At 38.8% G+C, this 19,682-nt stretch carries 16 protein-coding genes and 1 pseudogene; 16 read left to right on the top strand and 1 reads right to left on the bottom strand.

Going from position 1 to position 19,682, the window contains the following annotated elements:
• Positions 1 to 135 precede the first annotated feature (135 nt).
• The 12 genes from ON01_RS14395 (at position 136) to ON01_RS14450 (ending at position 13,116) form a co-directional block, all read left to right on the top strand.
• Positions 136 to 1,593, top strand: coding sequence for a glycoside hydrolase family 32 protein (locus ON01_RS14395; protein ID WP_010531774.1), 1,458 nt, complete (start codon positions 136 to 138; stop codon positions 1,591 to 1,593).
• Between the two features lie 40 nt (positions 1,594 to 1,633).
• Positions 1,634 to 2,128, top strand: coding sequence for a PTS sugar transporter subunit IIA (locus ON01_RS14400; protein WP_010531775.1), 495 nt, complete (start codon positions 1,634 to 1,636; stop codon positions 2,126 to 2,128).
• An 89-nt stretch (positions 2,129 to 2,217) separates the two neighbouring features.
• Positions 2,218 to 2,412 (top strand): ROK family protein, encoded by a 195-nt coding sequence (locus tag ON01_RS14405; protein WP_010531776.1) that lies wholly within the window; start codon positions 2,218 to 2,220, stop codon positions 2,410 to 2,412.
• A gap of 61 nt (positions 2,413 to 2,473) precedes the next feature.
• The gene (manA, locus tag ON01_RS14410) at positions 2,474 to 3,385 is read left to right on the top strand and encodes a mannose-6-phosphate isomerase, class I (protein WP_050901129.1); all 912 of its coding nucleotides are present in this window, start codon (positions 2,474 to 2,476) and stop codon (positions 3,383 to 3,385) included.
• A gap of 461 nt (positions 3,386 to 3,846) precedes the next feature.
• Entirely contained in the window at positions 3,847 to 5,229 is a 1,383-nt protein-coding gene (locus tag ON01_RS14415; protein ID WP_010531778.1) for a sigma-54 interaction domain-containing protein, read from the top strand.
• A 274-nt stretch (positions 5,230 to 5,503) separates the two neighbouring features.
• The gene (locus ON01_RS14420; RefSeq protein WP_010531779.1) at positions 5,504 to 6,799 is read left to right on the top strand and encodes a CitMHS family transporter; all 1,296 of its coding nucleotides are present in this window, start codon (positions 5,504 to 5,506) and stop codon (positions 6,797 to 6,799) included.
• 29 nt (positions 6,800 to 6,828) lie between these two features.
• On the top strand, positions 6,829 to 8,154 hold the full coding sequence (locus tag ON01_RS14425; RefSeq protein WP_010531780.1) for an acyclic terpene utilization AtuA family protein: 1,326 nt from the start codon (positions 6,829 to 6,831) through the stop codon (positions 8,152 to 8,154).
• Positions 8,151 to 8,477 (top strand): AtuA-related protein, encoded by a 327-nt coding sequence (locus ON01_RS14430; protein ID WP_010531781.1) that lies wholly within the window; start codon positions 8,151 to 8,153, stop codon positions 8,475 to 8,477. Before ON01_RS14425 ends, ON01_RS14430 begins: the two co-directional genes overlap by 4 nt.
• A 127-nt stretch (positions 8,478 to 8,604) precedes the next feature.
• Positions 8,605 to 10,212, top strand: a complete 1,608-nt coding sequence (locus ON01_RS14435; protein ID WP_010531782.1) for a sigma 54-interacting transcriptional regulator — start codon at positions 8,605 to 8,607, stop codon at positions 10,210 to 10,212.
• A 174-nt stretch (positions 10,213 to 10,386) separates the two neighbouring features.
• Positions 10,387 to 10,632, top strand: a complete 246-nt coding sequence (locus ON01_RS14440; protein ID WP_010531783.1) for a hypothetical protein — start codon at positions 10,387 to 10,389, stop codon at positions 10,630 to 10,632.
• A 1-nt stretch (position 10,633) separates the two neighbouring features.
• Entirely contained in the window at positions 10,634 to 12,142 is a 1,509-nt protein-coding gene (locus ON01_RS14445) for a sodium:solute symporter family protein (protein ID WP_010531784.1), read from the top strand.
• 17 nt (positions 12,143 to 12,159) lie between these two features.
• Entirely contained in the window at positions 12,160 to 13,116 is a 957-nt protein-coding gene (locus ON01_RS14450; protein WP_010531785.1) for a carbon-nitrogen hydrolase family protein, read from the top strand.
• Positions 13,117 to 13,833: 717 nt separating this feature from the next.
• On the opposite strand, the pseudogene ON01_RS14455 reads toward ON01_RS14450, so the two are convergent.
• Positions 13,834 to 14,526, bottom strand: a pseudogene (locus tag ON01_RS14455) (sodium:solute symporter family transporter); the annotation flags it as partial.
• Positions 14,527 to 14,785: 259 nt separating this feature from the next.
• Here ON01_RS14455 and ON01_RS14460 point away from each other — a divergent pair.
• The 4 genes from ON01_RS14460 (at position 14,786) to ON01_RS14470 (ending at position 19,651) form a co-directional block, all read left to right on the top strand.
• On the top strand, positions 14,786 to 16,150 hold the full coding sequence (locus ON01_RS14460; RefSeq protein ID WP_010531787.1) for a sigma-54 interaction domain-containing protein: 1,365 nt from the start codon (positions 14,786 to 14,788) through the stop codon (positions 16,148 to 16,150).
• 276 nt (positions 16,151 to 16,426) lie between these two features.
• The gene (locus ON01_RS14465) at positions 16,427 to 17,992 is read left to right on the top strand and encodes a long-chain-fatty-acid--CoA ligase (protein ID WP_010531788.1); all 1,566 of its coding nucleotides are present in this window, start codon (positions 16,427 to 16,429) and stop codon (positions 17,990 to 17,992) included.
• Between the two features lie 70 nt (positions 17,993 to 18,062).
• A complete protein-coding gene (locus ON01_RS20105; RefSeq protein WP_280990993.1) occupies positions 18,063 to 18,185 on the top strand; it encodes a hypothetical protein in 123 nt (40 codons plus the stop codon).
• Entirely contained in the window at positions 18,182 to 19,651 is a 1,470-nt protein-coding gene (locus ON01_RS14470) for a sodium/proline symporter (RefSeq protein WP_010531789.1), read from the top strand. Before ON01_RS20105 ends, ON01_RS14470 begins: the two co-directional genes overlap by 4 nt.
• The last annotated feature ends 31 nt before the right edge of the window (positions 19,652 to 19,682 follow it).

The raw sequence follows: 19,682 nt of genomic DNA on the forward strand, positions 1-19,682 counted from the left end.
TCGTGCTTGGGTTGATGTTAGTAAGTCCTTCATTGCCAAATGCATGGGGAGTTCGGTTATTCCGATGATAAATTGCAAAATACTGAAATAGAACAATAGATAATAAACATCTTTGATTTAGGAGAATTAACGAACATGAAACAAAACTCTTCAGGATTACTTGGACTTGCTGAATGTCGGGCAAATGACTTTAAAGACGTTGTAACATATGACCTTTACCGTCTGCATTATCATTTGATGCCACCGGTCGGGCTGTTAAACGACCCAAACGGTTTTGTCTTTTTCAATGGAAACTATCATCTTTTTTATCAATGGAATCCGTTTGGAACAGAGCACGGCGTCAAATATTGGGGTCATTATGTCTCGCCGGATCTCGTCCATTGGGAATCAGCACCTGTGGCATTGGCGCCGGATCAATGGTATGACAAGGATGGCTGTTATTCAGGGAGTGCTGTTGTTCATCAAAACAAGTTATATCTTTTTTATACGGGAAATGTGAAAGATGAATCAGGCCGTCGCTCGTCTTATCAATGTATGGCTGTCTCTGAAGATGGTTTGACGTTTCATAAAAAAGGCATTGTGATTGATGTTCCTCGTGGATACACTGCACACTTCCGGGACCCGAAAGTGTTTTATAAACACGATCAGTGGCACATAGTGATTGGTGCTCAGACGGAATCTGGTAACGGTGCTGTTGTCTGGTACACATCGGATGATCTGATGAACTGGATCTATAAAGGACCGATTGCAGGTAGTGGTTTAAACGGGCTTGGTGCGTTTGGTTACATGTGGGAATGCCCGGATTTCTTTGAATTGGCTGGGAAGGACATTTTGATGATTTCCCCGCAAGGTTTGAGCCCTCGAGGTTCCCTTTTCAATAATATTTATCAGTCCGGCTATATAGCGGGAGACATGGACTACGATACAATTAGCTATCAGCATGGGGCATTTACTGAGCTGGATAATGGATTTGATTTCTATTCGCCACAGACAATGCTGGATCATAAAGGGCGGCGAATCATGGTCGGTTGGATGGGTGTTCCCGAAAATGAATCAGCACATCCTACTACACATTATGGTTGGATCCATGCGCTGACGATTCCACGGGAGTTGACATGGGAAAATGGTGCGTTAAAGCAGCGTCCTGTGGAAGAAATGGCTTTGCTACGAAAAAGGGAAGGTCATCAAACAACCTTCATTTTCGGGGATGGGGAGCTATCCCCGCCATCCAGACCTGGTATAGCCTTCGAACTGGATATAAGTTTTGATAGTCACGATGCGGAATTATATTCGATGACCGTTGGAACCAGTACATCTATAACCTTTGATAAGCGAAAGAAAACTATGACACTGAAACGACGCAGTTTTGCCGAGCCTGGGAAATTTGAAACAAGGCATTGTGAACTGTGTGATTTAAAACATTTGCAGTTGTTTAAAGATACATCTTCAATAGAATTGTTTGTTAATGATGGAGATGCTGTATTTTCAGCACGGATTTTTGATGACTTACAAGAAAGGGATGTTATTTTTCAGGCAAATAACAACCTAGAGATGACTGTTACACACTGGGCTTTAAAAAAGGTTTGTGACTAGCCTCTAATCTTCAAACAATAATATGATAGGATGAATAGAGATGTTTAAAAATTTATTTAAGAAAAAGGAAGAAATAAAAGAAATTGCTGTACATTCAGCTGTGACAGGAGAATTCATCCCACTGGAGGACGTTCCAGATCCGGTCTTTTCAGAGAAAATGATGGGAGACGGGTGTGCCATTAAACCAAGTGACGAGGAAGTTTTTGCTCCGGTCAGCGGGGAAATTGTTCAAGTGTTTCCCACTAAACATGCGATTGGAATAGAAGCAGAAAATGGTGCACAAATCCTGGTCCATGTGGGTCTTGAAACCGTGAATTTAAATGGAGAAGGTTTTACTGTTCACGTAGAAGAAGGCGACACCGTTAACCAAGGTGACAAGTTGCTGCGTTTTGACATGAACGTTATTGAGGATAAAGCAGCAAGTACCATCATTCCAATCATTGTTACGAATACAGATGAAATGCAGGAAATCCGACCGAATGGGGCAGGATCTGTAACTGCCGGTCAGGATGATATTCTATTTTTTAAGAAATAGCCGTTTGTTACGAAAAAGGAGCAGTAATAAAAGGAAAAGTCTTGTGAATCTGTGGCTACAAGACTTTTCCTTTTGGAGGCGAGCAACATATGTTAATAGGTGCAATCGAAGCAGGGGGTACGAAAATTGTCTGTGCGGTTGGTGATCGTTCCGGTGAAATTAAGGTAAAGGAAAATATACCGACCAGGAATCCGGACGAAACACTTCAGGAAGTGAGGGCATTTTTTTCAGCGTATGAACTGGAAGCATTGGGTGTTGGCAGTTTTGGCCCGATCTGGCGCTGATATCGAAGCAGCGGCTGGGTCATCTTGTTAGAGTAGGGGAACTAAATAAGCGCAGGAAAAAATCTGGGGCGGCGATAAATTAAAAACCGTTTATGATTATGATATTCCTTCAGAGCAAACCGGAGAAGCCTGGGTGATTTCAGCTCATCCAAACGGTCCGAGCAAAATCCAAAACGGTCCGTTAAAAGGTCACACCTTAGCTGACGCCTGGGATTCCTATGGTGAACTTTTCAATAAATCAGCAGATAATAATGAAGCATACCCGCTACTCGTCAAAATTTTAGATGCCAATGATGATCTGTCGGTGCAGGTGCATCCGGACGATGCGTTTGCCCGTGAAATAGAAGGTGTCCCATACGGGAAAACGGAATGCTGGTATATACTGGATGCGGATCCGGGCGCAGAACTTATTTTGGGACATCACGCGGAGACAAAGCAAGAACTTGAGCAGATGATGGCGGACAGTGAATGGGACAAGCTATTGAGGCATGTGAAGGTGCAACCCGGCGATTTTGTCTATGTGCCAAGCGGGACCATTCATGCGATCGGTGGCGGCATTGTTCTCCTGGAAACACAGCAGAGTTCGGATACGACTTATCGTGTCTATGATTATAACCGGACGGACGCTGATGGAAATAAACGGGAGCTGCATCTAAAGAAAGCTGCAGCGGTGACAAACGTTCCGCATCAGATTCCCGAGTTGAATCAAGAAGAAGCTGTTTCGGGTGATTTGACGATAACAAAGCTCGTTGTAAATAATTATTTTGGTGTGAGCCACTGGGTACTCAATGGCCGCGTCGAACAGTTAATGAAGTCTGATTTTCTGCAGGTCAGTGTGATTGCAGGCCAAGCTGTTCTTACCGTCGGTGATAAACAATTCGAAATAGAAAAAGGCATGCACTTTATATTGCCGCACGGAACCGGAAAATACGAGTTTTCAGGTGAGGCTGAGTTTGTGGTGTCATGGGTTTAAATAGTTAGGATGCCTATTACTCTCGAGTTTAGTAGAATTATATTATATATGAGCTGCTAGTTTTAAAACTGGTAGCTCTTTTTGATTTGTGGTTTTATTTCATCAACACAAAAGATTGAACTTTTCACTGAAGCGGCGTTGTCTAGGATTTTATGGCACCGCTTAAACTCGGTTATAAATAGTCTTCCTCACCCCTATAATCGAAACGGACTTGGTAAAACTGGCATCTTCCGTCCGAAAAAATAAAAACATTTTTCAATCTCATGCCCCCAACTCCTTAAATGTTTCGATTATAGTTATGAAGAGGAGGTATTAAGCTTTAATGCTACTTAATCATAAACAAGGTAACCGCTATCTTTTAAATAATATAAAATATTCACTCGAATAAATCATACAATCATAATATAATTAAATGACAGTCTATTTGTGAAATACTTATTCATTGAGGAGAATATTAAATCATGCAGGATTACAGTAAACAAAATTTTAGTTTAGCTACCGACTATACAAGTTGGTTAGAAGGTATTATTGATTCCATTAATGACGGTGTTTTGGTAATAGATTCTCGAGGAATAGTACAGTTTATAAATAAGGAGTATACTGAAATTACTGGTGTGAGAAGGAATAAGATTATAGGAAGATATTTGATTGACGTAAGGAAAGGTGCTGTTTTACCAAAGACTCTCAGAGATGGTAAGCGACGATCAGGAATACAACGTAAAGAAGGAAATAATAGATACATTGTAGATATGGCACCAATATATATAAGGGGCAAAAAAGCCGGAGCTGTCTCAGTACTAAAAAGTTTAAATGAGGTCCATGACCTAGCAAAGGAGCTCGAAAAAAACCAGGAAAAGCTCGGGAAATTAGAAAAAACCATGGGACAAATTTATAAAACCAGTTATACATTTGATGACATTGTGGGGGGAGATGATGGTTTAAAAGAGTCTGTTAATCTTAGTAAAAAAGCAGCACATTCAAACTTAAACATTCTTATTCAAGGGGAAAGTGGGACGGGGAAAGAATTATTTGCTCATGCTATTCATCATGAGAGTCCTCGATCTAACCATCCGTTTGTTCCTGTTAATTGTGCTGCCATCCCTACATCACTGCTTGAAACCGAACTATTTGGTTACGAGGAAGGAACCTTCACTGATTCAAAGAAGGGTGGGAAAATTGGATTATTTGAATTAGCCCATCTCGGTACTCTATTTTTAGATGAAATTGGAGATATGCCTTTAGAACTGCAGGCCAAGCTCTTAAGAGTTCTACAAGATGGACGAATTCGCAAAGTAGGTAGTTTAGCTGAACAGGCATTAGATGTTCAAGTGATCACAGCAACAAATAAAGACTTGGAAAATATGGTGAAAAAGGATAAATTTAGAGAGGATTTATACTATCGATTAAATGGAATTCAGATTGCAATTCCACCACTTCGAAAACGAAAAAATGATCTTAATGTACTAATAAATCACTTGCTAAGCCAAGAAGATATAAGTTCTTCCTTAACCCTAACGAGCGAGGCACGTGAGGTATTGCAGCAATATGATTGGCCTGGTAATACACGGGAACTTTTTAATGTTATTCAATATGGTATAAACATGATCGACAATGAAATGATTGAACTTCAACATTTACCTGAGCCTATTAGAAAACAAGGGCGATTTACTAAAACATTTCAACAGGAAACTTTGAAAGACATTTTACTTGAGACAGAACAGGCAGTTATTCAGGAAACTTTAGAAAACTGTGGGCATACTCTTGAAGGGAAGAAAAAAGCAGCAAATAAATTAGGTATTTCACTAGCGACTTTGTATAATAAAATAAACAACAGTTCTAGATAATTAGAAAGAGTTCTACATTTTTAGAACCACTTAATAAAAGCGCTTTCATTTTATTGATTATCGGTGAAGGATTAATCAATTATTATAAGGATTTAGAACTATTAAATAAATGTATGTGAAAAGGCCCCGATTCATGGGCTTCTTTTTTTGGCATAATTTTTGCATTTACTATAGATAAGTGTTTATTGACAAAGGGGGGGTGACAGGAAAAACATCGTATAAAAAACTCGGACAGAGGATAGACAAATTTTAATTAATTGAAAGGGGAAGACTTATGTTAGCACTACTGGGCTTTTTGACCATTGCTATTTTTTTAGCTCTTATTTTAACGAAACGGATGTCGGTAATTGCTGCTTTAATTGTAGTTCCAACTGTTTTTGCTTTACTCGGTGGAATAACTGCTGACTTGGGATCAATGATGTTAGAAGGAATTACGGGGGTTGCTCCTACCGGGATAATGCTGGCTTTTGCAATTCTTTATTTTGGAATTATGAATCAAGCTGGTTTGTTTGATCCAATCATTTCCAGTATTTTGAAATTAATTAAAGGTGATCCTACTAAAATAGTAATCGGGACAGCAGTCGTTGCAATGGTTTCACATTTGGATGGCTCAGGTGCTTCGACATTTTTAATTACTATACCTGCATTTCTTCCACTTTACGACAAACTCGGCATTAGAAGGATTGTATTAGCGGGCATTGTAGCATTAGGAGCTGGAACAATGAATCTCGTCCCATGGGGCGGTCCAACCGCAAGAGCTGCTAGTGCATTAAATACAGATGCTACCAACATTTTCAATCCAATTATCCCAGCAATAATTGCTGGCGTTTTATGGGTGTTATTCGTGGCTTATTTATTGGGAAAGAAAGAGCGGAAAAGATTGGGTGTTCAAGCTATTGAATATGATTATCATAGTGAACTGACAGAGGAAGAAAAGGCATTAAAACGCCCAAAGCTCTTTTGGGTAAACCTGTTTCTGACAATATTGGTTATAGTTGCATTGGTTCAAACTTGGCTACCATTGTCAATCGTCTTTATGGTTGGCTTTGCTATTGCATTGTTAGTAAACTATCCAAACCCAAAGGTACAGCAAGAACGTATCACTTCTTTAGCGCCTAGTGTTATAACGGTTTCCATGATTATTTTTGCAGCAGGTATTTTTACAGGTATATTATCGGGTTCTGGAATGATTGATGCAATGGCGGAGTCGATGATTTCTATCATCCCTGAGAGCTTGGGAGGGACTATGGCTGTTATAGTTGCGGTGTTTAGTATGCCATTAAGTCTTTTGTTTACACCGGACTCCTTTTACTTTGGGGTTCTTCCTGTTATAAGTCAAACTGCTTCGGCTTACGGGATAGAAAGTTTGGAAATGGCACGAGCCGCAATATTAGGACAAATGACTACCGGCTTTCCACTTAGCCCGTTAACTGGATCAACATTTTTACTTATTGGTTTAGCTGAAGTAGATTTAGGCGATCATCAGCGATTTATTTTTAAGTGGGCTTTCGGAACGACAATTGTAATGACAATAGTTGCGATAATTACAGGAGCGATACCATTATTTTAAAATTCATTGAGGTAATATAGGAGGATATCATGCTAAAAATAGGGTCAGGTGCAGGTTTTTCGGGAGACCGAATTGAGCCTGCAGAAGAGTTATTACAACAAGTCGACTTAGATTATCTAGTTTTGGAATGTTTAGCAGAAAGAACTATTGCACTTGCGCAAAAGAAAAAATCACATCAGGCGGACGAAGGGTACGACCCCTTATTGGAAAGGAGAATTCGAAGACTTCTTCCACTGCTTTTAAAAAAGGGTGTCCGTTTAATAACAAATATGGGAGCTGCTAACCCGATTGCAGGAGCAGAAAAAATCCTTGAAATAGCCGAAGAACTAAAACTTTCTTGTAAGGTTGCCGCTGTAACAGGTGATGATGTATTGGATCAAATTGATCGGAACTCTAAAATTTGGGAAGATAACAGCAAACTATCATCTTACGACCCAATATTATCTGCTAATGCCTATCTTGGTGTTGACGCATTACTGCCTGCTCTTGAATCAGAAGCGGACATCATTATCACAGGAAGGGTTGCTGATCCATCTCTTTTCCTTGCACCACAAGTATATCATTTTAATTGGTCAAAAGAAGATTATAACAAATTAGGGCAAGGAACAATTAATGGTCATTTACTTGAATGTGCTGGTCAAGTCAGTGGGGGATATTTTGCAGATGGGAATAAGAAGAATGTCACTGATATGGCTAACATTGGCTTTCCTTATGCCGAAATAGCTTCCAATGGTCAGGCAATTATAAAAAAAGCGGAAAAAACAGGAGGACTAATTGATCTTAGAACGGTTAAAGAGCAATTGTTATATGAAGTTCACAATCCAGCTGAATATATAACGCCTGATGTAATAGCTGACTTTACGTCTGTTCAAATTAAAGAAATTGGGGAAAATCAAGTCAAAGTATTTAATGGTAGTGGGCGAGAAAAAACAGATTCATTTAAAGTTTCTTTAGGTTATCATGCAGGTTTCCTAGGCGAAGGAGAAATTTCATATGCCGGTACAAATGCTGTAGAGCGTGCTGAATTAGCTGGCGAGATTTTGAAGGAAAGGCTCTCGGGGAAGATACCAGATTTGAGGATTGATTATATTGGTTTATCTTCTGTACACCGAACCAATTTTGACGACTCATTGATTCCTTATGAAGTCAGAGTTCGTGCGGCAGGCTACCATCACTCAAATCTACAAGCAGCATTAATTGGCGAAGAAGTAGAATCATTATATCTTAATGGACCCTATGGCGGTGGCGGTGCACGAAAGAAAGTTACTGAATCAATTGGTGTCGTTTCTTCGCTAATTCCTAGAGATCAAGTGAACACAAAAATCTATTACAGGGAGTGGGAAAACGAGTTATGAAATTAGTTGAAGTGGCTCATAGCAGGGCAGGGGATAAGGGAGATATCATAAATCTCTCGCTTATCCCATACAATGAAGACCATTATGGTTGGCTATGTAAAGAGGTAACGGCAGATAAAGTTAAGGATCATTTAAGAGATATAGTCTCTGGTAAAGTGATTCGTTATGAACTGCCGAATATTAAAGCTTTAAATTTCGTTTGTTACAGCAGCCTATTGGGAGGAGTAACAACTTCACTTGCAATGGATACTCATGGAAAAAGTTTGAGCAGTGCTTTGTTGGAGATGGAGATTAATAATGAGGAATTATATGGTGTTAGCTAAATAATTGAATAATTAGCTCAGTTGAGAGTATAAACTAAACTGTCTAAATGGAAGTGCCTACACATTTCATATCGCAGTTTAGTTTTTTTATTGGTAGAATATAGGCAAATCACTAGGGGTGGTGGAAATGAATAATGGTTTTTTCGATACAATGACTTTGGATGAATTTAAAGTACCAGTTATAATCTTCGATGAAAACTATACCTACAACAAAATGAACGAATTGGCTAAATTAATGTTGGTCAAGCATGATATAGATATATCCAAAGTAAAGATAGAAGTTCATCTTAATTCAAACATGAAATCAGTGATCAATTTATCGGAGAATATTGAAGGAAGAATACTATTTAACGACGACAAAAATAGCCTGTATATCTTACGTGAGAAAGATTCAAGAGAAGTAAAGTATGAGGAGATGAACTTGGATATTGAGGCTATCTTCAAACATACCTTTGATGTTATCTATATTGCAAATGGTGATGGAGTAACATTAAGAGTCAGTGAGGCAGCCAAAAAAATATGGGGGCTTTCTCCGGAAGAGTTAGAGGGGCAAAGTGTTTATAAACTGGAAAAAGAAGGCGTATTTCATCCTTCTGTTATTAGGCTTGTACTAGAAGCGGACAGAAAAGTTTCAGCTATTCAAACCACGAAAACAGGAAAGAGGCTGATAATTCTTGGAATCCCGATTAAAGATGAAAATGACAACATTATCAGGGTAGTAAACGTATCCCGAGACATTACGGAAGTTAGTCACCTGCAAAAGGAACTGCAGGATACGAAATCATTACTTGAAGGATACAGGGAAGAACTGTTGTCATTACGGGAGAAAAAGGGTGTTCAAAACAGGTTAATTTATCGAAGCCCGGCAATGAGAAAAGTCATTGCCATTGCCAAAAAAGCAGCAATTAGTAACTCTCCTGTAATAGTAAAAGGTGAAAATGGAGTAGGCAAACGTTTATTATGTGAATTTATTCATAATTACAGTGAAAGAAGTTCAAGTCCTTTTATCATTCTTAATTGTGCTGCCATTACAGATAACATCTTTTTAGAGGATATAAATGTTACCGACAACAACGGAGAAAATAATCCTCATATTGGTAATAGAGCGTATAACGGTACCATTATTTTTGAGAATATCTCGGAATTAAGTGAGAAGCTACAGGGGGATCTGACAGGTTTTGTTGAGCATATCCAAGGTGATCCAAATTCAGCCCGAATAATGGCAACAACAGATATGGATTTATATAAATTAATGGAAAAAGGTGACTTTCGAAAAGATCTATTTTTTCTTTTGAATGTCATTCCAATTGAAATACCTCCATTAAAGGATCGACGTGAAGATATTATTCCACTCTGCCTATATTTTTTGCGACAATTTAATGATGAGCAGGACAGCAATAAATACTTCAGTAATGAAGTAAGAAGATTCATCGAACGATATGATTGGCTTGGTAATGTAAATGAGCTGAAGAATGTTATCGAACATATGGTGCTTCTGTCTGATAATGAAGTTTTGAATCGTGAATTAATTCCGGAGTATATCAAAGGAGATCATGAACTATCATCATCCATTTCTGTTAATGAACTAATACCTTTGAAAGAAGCAATCGAACAGGTTGAGAAGGAACTGCTGTACAAAGCAAAAGAACGTTTTGCGTCTACTACTAAAATGGCACAAATCTTGGGTGTTAATCAGTCAAATATAAGCAGGAAGTTAAAGAAATATGAACTTTAACCTGATTATGCAATACTGCATAACCAGGGTTTGCTTTGTTCTCCCAAGGCTTTAAATCATTAAGTGTACACTAGGATTGTAAATAAATGCAAATATGCATAGATTTTTGTATTTATTTTATTGTTTCGAATACTGACAACGCTTACAATTATAGAAACGAAGGGAGTGAGTTTTATGCAAAAGAAACACGGAATTACGTTAGCTGTATTTTTTATCCTGTACGCATTAACTTTTTTACCTAATCTCGGCATATTCAATTCATTAACCTGGGTTGGGCCACTGCCATTGCCATTATTTTGGGTTTTGTTACTCAATTTAATCAATACTATCATTGTTATTTACGTTTATAAAAAGTTCTTTAGACCGTTTGCTTTAAGAACTGAACAAGAATTATTAGACGAAAAGCAAAGGAGGGAATAACATGGCTTCGGTAACGACTACCATTATTGTACTTTCGTTATTTTTAATTATATTACTATCTATTTCGTTTTTGGCTTCCCGCTCAAATATTTCTACTCCGGACGATTTCTATCTGGCAAATCGTGGTCTTGGAACAATCGTTATGGTCATGACGACAGGAGCTAGTTTCTTTAGCACATGGACACTACTCGGAGCAGTTGGCTCATATTACAGGGGTGGCGTATGGTTTATTGCTTTTGCGGCTTGGGCAATTGTGCACGCGATGTTTATTTGGATATTCGGTGCACGAATATGGTACTTAGGGAAGAAGTACAATTTCGTGACGCCCGGTGAGTTAATTGAAAAGTACTATAAAAGCAGTACGTTACGTCTGCTATTTGCTGTAATAGGTATTATTGGGTTAGTTCCTTATATGTTAATTCAGGTGACTGGCGGTGCCTCGGCGTTAAACAGTCTGACGGGAGAACAAATTCCATATTGGATTGGTGTTTTGATTATGGGTGCCTTCGTTGGTCTTATCGTAACGCTTAGTGGTGGACGAGGTGCAGCATGGTCAGACACATTTATGGGCTTCTTCTTTGGCTTTGTATTAATTTTTATTACGGCAATCTTTTTTATGAATACTGGTGGAGTAAATGCACTGAAATCAATTGAAAATGTTGCTCCTGAAATTCTAACAAATCATGGTGATTTCTGGGGTATTTTTGATACAGCTCTTGGATTGGGTTTAGGTTATTGGGTGATGCCCCATATGTGGCAAAAGTTTTACTCTGCTAAATCACCAATGATTTTGGCTAAAACATCCGTAATAACACCATTTTGGAATTCATGGCTAATGGCCTGCGGGGCCTTGTTCATTGGAATTTTAGCACATTATCCCGGTTTGGTTCCTGGAATAACTGCTGCTAACAGTGACCAGATTATTCCGGTGTTTTTCTCAAGCTATGCACCTATTTTCGGATCTATTGTGGTAGCAGCGATCTTGGCGGCTGGTATTTCAACTATTAACAGTCAGATGTTATCATCAGCCAGTTTATTGGTCACTGATATTTATGTTCGTTTCTTTAACAAGGACGTAACAGTTAAACAAACAACTGTCATCGGAAAAACGACTGTTTTGGCACTTACTGGCCTAGTTGTTTTACTTTCATTCCTTCCTGCAGCGCAAGGTTTCCTAGTACCGCTTGCATCATTAGGATTTGCCATCTCTATACAGCTTGTGCCCGCTGCGATAGGTCCTTTGTTGTGGAGGAAAGCGAGTACAACGGCTGCGATATTGAGTATTATTGTTGGGGAAGTAGCTTTAACGCTAGTTTATTTACTTGGTTCACCACTTCCGATGGGACCCGCGGCGTCAGGAATCATACTTGCCAGTATTGTGTTTTTCGGAGGAAGTCTTCTGGATAATAGAGAGCCGTCAGCTATACAAAACGAATTTCACGATACACTTGTTTCAAAATTATATGGGAATGGGAAGAAGTCAAATAGTTATATAAAAAATACTAATTAAGATTAGGGGAGATTAAGATGAGCGAACAACAGTCATATCCAAAAATAAAAGCAGCAGCAGTACAAATTTCTCCAGTTTTTCCGTTTAATAAGAAAAAAACAATAACTAAAATGCTGGAATATGTAAAAGAAGCAGCAGATAATCAAGCGGAGATTGCTGTATTTCCGGAGTGTTTCATCCCAGCATATCCGAATTGGTCCATTGATTTTAATGAACCTTCAAGGTGGGAAGAAGACTTGGCTGATTTTACTCTGGAATGTGTAAATATAGGGAGAGGGGATTTGGAACCGCTGCAAAGGGCTGCTAAGGAAAATAGAATTACTGTTGTGACAGGTATTAACGAAATTATCGATCATTATGATGGTGTTATCTTTAATTCATTAGTCACTATTGGTTCTGATGGGGAACTATTAAATGTTCACCGTAAAGTATTTCCTTCAAACAGGGAAAAGATGTTCCATACTCGGGGGGATGTAAACGGATTAAATGTTGTTGATACAGCAGCAGGTCGTGTTGGAGGCCTCATTTGTTATGAGCACTTGCAACCAATGCTGAAATATGGATTAATAACTCAAGGTGAACAAATTCACTGTGCTTCATGGCCGGGTTGGCCAGTTTTTGAAAATGGCCGTTCGAATAAAGGGGTTATCGAGACAGCAAGCAAGGCTTATGCGCTTGAAGGACAATGTTTTGTGATCGCATCCTCATTTTATGTTTCCAAAGATGAGGAAGGTATTGATTCAATCGGTAATGCAAGTTGGGATTATTTTGGCGGAAGTGCGATTATCTCTCCAAGTGGTGAATATTTAGCAGGTCCACTTTATGATAAAGAAGGAATCGTATACGCTGATCTTGATTTTAGCTTAATTCCAAAACGAAAAGCATCTGTTGATGTAACCGGAAGAGATTCATATCCAGAAGGGTTTGACGTTACATTTAACAGAAGAAACAGGGATCTCATTGATTTTTCGTAAGTTGAATAACTAGGTAGATAACTCGTGAGAAGCATTTGCTTATTCACGAGTTATTTTAGTTTTACTGAAAACCATATTCGAAATAATCAGTAACCTACACCAAGGATCACTCAATTCCCGTTGTGAACGATTAATCCCTAAATTAACCTTCTCGACGTGAGCACCCATGTTTTCAAAAACTTTTACAGAATTTGTTACGATGTTCTCAACTTCTTGATCTACAGGGAAGACGTTAAAGTTAGGACTGTAAGCAATTTTCCACCCTTTTATTGAGTGCCCCAGTGCCCTGCTAAAAGGTCCCCTGAAAACTCATCAACTGCAAACATATCGTTCAAGAGATTCATTTTTTCATGTCATAAATGTAGGCACGGCTGCCACTTCCGAATTTTATCGAATGAAATGAAGTCCCGCTAATATTCAGTGCTGTTTCTCAAATCGGTAAAAGAAAAAGTGTCATGTATAAGTTCATCATGACACTTTTTCCATTTAGTAGCGATAATAGAAAACAAACAGTCATTTAGCAGCCTCGTACTTACCGTGGCCTGGTAATCATGTTGATTGTCAGCAGGTGAAGAGTATACTCAAGAAGTACTAGTCTAAGGTTTATACAATTCATTGAAGCACAAACAGAAGAGCTTTCCAATCGTTTGGCGCCTAATCTATTTACTTCATCAATGATTGTACATGTATCCTTTAGTTTTATTTGCAACCAAATCGCTACATTGGGATAGAGAAGCCCGACTCACTTTTATTTCTTGTAAGAAAGCTTATAACGAATATTCCAAGCAAGGAACCAACCAATCCAAATACAACATAAGGGATATCAGTCCCGATAATATGGGCAATCGCAGTACCCAACAGGCCAATGAATATACTGCCTATAGCCCCTTGTTGGGTTAAAATTCGGGTGTTTTTTAAGAAAAATCCAAGAAAAATAGGAACCAATAAACCGGAAGCGGAATAGGCATAAGTGGCTACAAGCCAGTCTAAAGCTGATGGATATAATACAGCCAAAAGAATTGCTACAAAAAGAACGATGATTGACATAAGTTTGGATAGGTTTAATAATCTCCTCTCACTCACCTCTGGATTGATATAGGATTGATATATATCACGGGTTATATTTACAACAACAGATTGAACAGCACTACTAACAGTGGACATAATAGCTGCTATGATAAAAGCGGAATATATTGCTAAAAACCAGAGAGGAAGTTGCGTTAAAAACCAACCAGGAGCCATTTCAGAGTTTTCCAAACCAGGATTCATAGAACGAATCGAAATTCCCATAATAGATGCCCATACATCTGACAGTACAATGATAATTGCCGTGATGACTAGTGACCATTTTACTGTACTCACATCTTTAGCTGCATAAATTCGTTGATAATACATTTGATTCGTTAAGGTCCCTGTGCACTTTCCCGAATTTTATAGAATAATAGTCCCCGGGCCACAATGAGAAGTTCGGGGAATGGTATGGTGATTATCGTTAGAAGTATTCCTTCATTGCACAATTCCGTCAGCGTTAAGTGATCAAACTTATAAATGCTTGAGTCAAGTTTGTTTTCAAGACACAAGTCCTTGTACATTTCAATAGTTTTGTTAGAATACTAATAGACTGAATAGTAGGAAAAGCGTGTATGGTATTTTATTGGAGGAAAATGACATGAAGCTTGAAACATCTTTTAATGACAAGATATTGGAGATTATTTTTGAAAGCTCTTATTATGGAACAGTTATTGTGGATAGTGACGGGAACATCAAATTTATGAGTAAAAACTATTGTGCGTTTTTAGGAAAAGAACAAAGTCAAGTTGTGGGGCAGCATGTGACAGATGTCATTGAAAATACGAGGATGCACCTGGTCGCCCAGATCGGAAGCAAAGAAATAGCTGATCTGCAGTTCCTTAAAGGTACGTTTGTCATAGCCAATAGGATTCCGATTCTGGAAAACGGCACGATTATTGGTGCAATAGGGACTATTATTTACCGTGATTTGCATGAATGGAAGAGCATGAATGATCACATCCAGGATTTGCTGAGCGAGTATAACTTATACCCGCCTGAGCCCAGTAAAACGAATGGGGCCAGATATTCCCTGGATGACTTAATTGGTATATCATCTGAAATTCACAATTTAAAAGAAAAGGTCATGCTATTGGCGAAGGGGAATATATCCGTTTTAATAAGAGGGGAAAGCGGAACAGGCAAAGAAATCATCGCACACAGTATCCATCAAAACAGTGAACGATCGGACAAGCCGTTTATAAAAGTAAATTGCGGCGCTATTCCAATGGATTTGCTTGAGTCGGAACTTTTTGGATATGAAGAAGGGTCTTTCACCGGAGCAAAGCGGGGCGGGAAACCGGGTAAGTTTCAAATAGCGGATGGCGGTTCAATCTTCCTAGATGAGATAGGGGACATGCCTCAATACTTGCAAGTTAAACTCTTAAGGGTGTTACAGGAAAAAGAAATAGAGCCGGTTGGAGCTACCGAGCCTAAAAAAATAGACGTCAGAGTTATTGCTGCAACAAGCCGCTCTTTAGAAGAATTACTGGACGAAGGAACTTTCAGAAAAGATTTGTATTACCGAATAAATGCTGTTGAATTATATATCCCGCCATTACGTGAACGACCTGAGGATATCTCTGTGATTGTGAAGCATTTGCTTAAAAAAGTAACAGCGCGTATCAATAAAAGAGTGGTGCCCATAGATTCGAATGTCATGTCCTTACTGGAACAATACAACTGGCCGGGTAATGTCCGGGAATTAGAAAACGTGATTGAGGCAGCTGTTCATTTAACGAACAATGATAATATAACTGCAGATGACTTACCGGAATACATTGTCAGAGCAGAAGCAAAAGAACGAGGCTTAAAACAAATCGTTGAAGATACCGAGATAATGGTAATTGAAAAACATCTAAAGCGATTTAATTTTGATAAAAGAAAAGTGGCTGGGGTATTGGGGATTGGATATTCCACCCTTTACGAAAAGATGAAGAAGTATGGGATAAAGCTATATCGATGATTCTGGATTTCCAGAAACCATTTCGGATTTTCAGATAGGAACGAATACTGTTCTTATTGTTGTGAAAATATGCCCGGAGTGTGCTAATTCACATCGAACCAAAAAAATAATTGACATGCTATTTCGGAATTTCAGAAAGATAATATTCAGCTACACGCTAAAATGTCTGTAAAACAAGAGTTAGATATTTGGCATGAATTTTGCATTAATATTTGTGAAATGATTTTCAAGAAACTTATTTTGTATCCGCTTACAATAGGAGTGGGAGGGATTCAAATGGATGTCGGGTACATCACAAGACAGATGGTGAATGATCTTGGATCCGCGGAATCTGAAAAAACAGCAGTAAAAGTGGAAAGCGGGGATTCATGGTCATACCGGGAACTGCACGAAAAATCAAATGCATATGCTAATAAACTTTTTGAATTGGGGGTGAGAAAAGGCGACCGTGTCGGTATTTTATTCTACAACTGTAAAGAATATATTGGTCTTTATTTTGCAGTTGCAAAAATTGGTGCTATTGCAGTCAGGCTGAATTTCAGGCTTTCGAGTAATGAATTGGAATATGCGTTAGACGATTCCGAAACGAAAGTATTATGTTTTCACTCAGATTTTGAAGATAAAATAGAAGCCATACGTGAACATATTCCTGTCCAAGAATATATTTGTCTTCCTTATAATGACCAAGATATCCCAGAATGGTCGGAGCGGTGGCAGGTTTTGGATAGTGGCACAACTGAGGAGATCCGTGACCAAAATATAAAACTTACAGATCCGGTCATGCTAATGTATACTTCCGGAACAACAGGAAAGCCAAAAGGCGCGATATGGACCCACGATACGACCTTTTGGTTCTCAGCCATTCAGTCAATAAAATGGAACTTTACCGGGAACGAAATTGGAATGACTACAGGCCCGTTATACCATGTTGGGGCTCTTGAAGATATAGCACTTCCCATTTTAATGAGGGGTGGAACTGTCGTGATTACTCAGAGCAAAGGCTTTGATATTTCAAGGGTATTATCCGTCATAGAGAATGAAAAGGTCACCGATTGTTTTATGTTTCCATTTATGATTTATGAAATGCTCCAATTACCTGGTATCGATCGATATAAGCTGAAGAGTTTAACAACGATTTATACTGGCGGGGATTCTTTGATGCCGTGGGCACTTGAAGAATTAAATGAAAAATACCCTCATCTTGGCGTTGTTCAGGTTTATGGACTGACTGAAGGGCAGCCAATTGCCGCGTCATTGGATTCTAGTGATTCGCGTTCAAAAGCTCATACCGTTGGCAAACCAATGCCGTTAACTGAAGTGAAAATCATTGACGAAGATAGTAATCTTTTGCCGGCTGGCGATGTTGGTGAAATTGCCATTAAGAGTCCAGGTGTATCAGCGGGTTATTGGAGAAGGCTGGATGCTACAAAAGAAACATTTATCGATGGTTGGTGTAAAACAGGTGATTTAGGGATGTTTGATGAAGATGGTTATCTGTCGATAGCTGGCAGGAAGAAAGATATGATTCGAAGCGGTGGCGAAAATATTTATGCCGCAGAGATAGAGGATGTTCTCTATAGACATAACGCTGTCAAAGAGGCATCCATAATAGGTATACCAGATCCGAAGTTTATTGAAGCTGTGTGCGCCGTTATTGTTACAAAGGAGACAGCCAACGTAACGGAAGAAGACATAATCAATCACTGTAAAGACTATCTTGCTGGTTACAAAAAACCAAAGAAAGTCATATTTGTAGATGAGTTACCACGTACACCATCAGGAAAGATTCAAAAATTTGTTTTGCGTAAGCAGTTCGGTGAGAAATACACTTCCGCAAAATAAAGATTATCGTTTGTGGAAGTCCTTTCTTTTTTTACTTACATTTATCGGAATTTTCTAAAGGGGGATGTTGATGTTTGGATTGTCATCAATCATGACATTTATGTTATTTGTGTTTTGGCCGTTGTCGCTTGTAGCAGCCGCATTATGGGGGATATTTGCTTTTAAAGATGTGGAAGAGGATGATCAGTTATGACTCTGACCATAGGGATCATTTATTTACTTGTCATTTTGGCAATCGGACTATGGTCAATGAGACGTCAAGTGGATATGAACACGTTTTATTTAGGTGGACGCAGTTTCGGCCCGTGGCTAATTGCTTTTGCTGTATCGTCTACAACAATGTCAGGTTTTGGCTTTATTGGGATTCCGGGATTGGTCTATGAAAATGGTTATCCCAATATGATGATTATCATTTTTGCGACTGCCGGTATTTTTGTCAGTTTTTTAATTTTAGCAAAGCCAATGAGGAAAATCACACAAAAGTTTGGAACGTTGACGATTCCAGATTTATTGGAGATAAGGTACAACAGTAAAGCGGTTAGAGGTATTGCAGCTCTCGCCATACTTGGTGGAGCTATCGGTTATCAGATGGCTCAATACAAAGCACTGGGAAATATGCTCCAAACGGTGTTGGGCGTTGATTACAAACTTGCGCTAATAATTGGTGTTGTCATTTTAACGTTCTACGTGGTGGCTGGTGGCATGGTAAGCGCGATATGGACCGATTTTCTTCAAATGATTATAATGGTCGTCGGTTCATTAATTGTCTTTATTGGAGGAATGAATTTAGTCGGTGGTATGTCGCAGCTTAACTCCGATCTTTCAAATATAAATCCTGATTTAGTACAGGCATACCATACGACGGGGCCTATTGGGATATTCGCGTTTATCTCGTATTTTTTCATCTATGTTATCGGTCATCAAGGACAGCCGCATGTTGTTTCTAAGTTTTATATGATTAAAAAAGTATCACTATTAAAATGGGCTTGTATTATAGCAGCATCTACTTACGCTATAACAGGATTACTATCTTTCACAGGACTTTATGCAAGAGTCCTTGTGGAACGGGGCGATATGGCCGTTCCACCGTCTGCTGATATGGTGGCCCCAATGTTTATTGAGGCCTACTTCCCTTCCGTTATAGCGGGATTAATCTTTGCTGCCGTGATGGCTGCAATTATGTCAACAAGTGAGGCATTTCTCCTGATAGCAAGTCAGTCAGTTGTTCGGGATATCTATCAACAGATTATAAAAAAAGGTGAAGAACTTTCACAAAAGAAAGAGCTTGCACTATCCAGGTGGATTACCTTTGGGATCATTGCATTTACATTCGTAATTTCTTTGAATCCGCCAGATCTTGTTGGTTGGTTAGGCAATGCTTCGTGGGGGATTTTTGCCGCATCACTGGTGCCAGTATTAAGTATAGGGATTCTTTGGAAGCGTGCTACAAGAATAGCTGCTATCTGCTCTTCTTTCTTGGGATTAGTTTTTAGTGTTGGCTTATATATCTTAAGTGTCAATGACATTTACACACCAGCCCTGGATACAGGAGCAGTCGCTTTTATTATTTCCGCAGTTTCCTTTGTAGGCATATCACTAGTAACAAAACCAGAAACCAATTTAATATTTGATGAAAATACAGATGAAAAGTCGGCTTAGAATTTCGAAATCTAACAATGAAACATGAAGG

Origin of the sequence: Lentibacillus jeotgali (genome assembly GCF_000224785.1) — a bacterium.
Taxonomy (GTDB): domain Bacteria; phylum Bacillota; class Bacilli; order Bacillales; family Amphibacillaceae; genus Lentibacillus; species Lentibacillus jeotgali.

What these genes read in the sequence shown, in the direction of transcription:
- ON01_RS14395 (WP_010531774.1), top strand. Translation starts at nt 136, where the DNA reads ATGAAACAAAACTCTTCAGGATTACTTGGACTTGCTGAATGTCGGGCA.
- ON01_RS14460 (WP_010531787.1), top strand. Translation starts at nt 14,786, where the DNA reads ATGAAGCTTGAAACATCTTTTAATGACAAGATATTGGAGATTATTTTT.
- ON01_RS14450 (WP_010531785.1), top strand. Translation starts at nt 12,160, where the DNA reads ATGAGCGAACAACAGTCATATCCAAAAATAAAAGCAGCAGCAGTACAA.
- ON01_RS14445 (WP_010531784.1), top strand. Translation starts at nt 10,634, where the DNA reads ATGGCTTCGGTAACGACTACCATTATTGTACTTTCGTTATTTTTAATT.
- ON01_RS20105 (WP_280990993.1), top strand. Translation starts at nt 18,063, where the DNA reads ATGTTTGGATTGTCATCAATCATGACATTTATGTTATTTGTGTTTTGG.
- ON01_RS14435 (WP_010531782.1), top strand. Translation starts at nt 8,605, where the DNA reads ATGAATAATGGTTTTTTCGATACAATGACTTTGGATGAATTTAAAGTA.
- ON01_RS14415 (WP_010531778.1), top strand. Translation starts at nt 3,847, where the DNA reads ATGCAGGATTACAGTAAACAAAATTTTAGTTTAGCTACCGACTATACA.
- ON01_RS14470 (WP_010531789.1), top strand. Translation starts at nt 18,182, where the DNA reads ATGACTCTGACCATAGGGATCATTTATTTACTTGTCATTTTGGCAATC.
- ON01_RS14420 (WP_010531779.1), top strand. Translation starts at nt 5,504, where the DNA reads ATGTTAGCACTACTGGGCTTTTTGACCATTGCTATTTTTTTAGCTCTT.
- ON01_RS14440 (WP_010531783.1), top strand. Translation starts at nt 10,387, where the DNA reads ATGCAAAAGAAACACGGAATTACGTTAGCTGTATTTTTTATCCTGTAC.
- ON01_RS14405 (WP_010531776.1), top strand. Translation starts at nt 2,218, where the DNA reads ATGTTAATAGGTGCAATCGAAGCAGGGGGTACGAAAATTGTCTGTGCG.
- ON01_RS14430 (WP_010531781.1), top strand. Translation starts at nt 8,151, where the DNA reads ATGAAATTAGTTGAAGTGGCTCATAGCAGGGCAGGGGATAAGGGAGAT.
- ON01_RS14425 (WP_010531780.1), top strand. Translation starts at nt 6,829, where the DNA reads ATGCTAAAAATAGGGTCAGGTGCAGGTTTTTCGGGAGACCGAATTGAG.
- ON01_RS14400 (WP_010531775.1), top strand. Translation starts at nt 1,634, where the DNA reads ATGTTTAAAAATTTATTTAAGAAAAAGGAAGAAATAAAAGAAATTGCT.
- ON01_RS14465 (WP_010531788.1), top strand. Translation starts at nt 16,427, where the DNA reads ATGGATGTCGGGTACATCACAAGACAGATGGTGAATGATCTTGGATCC.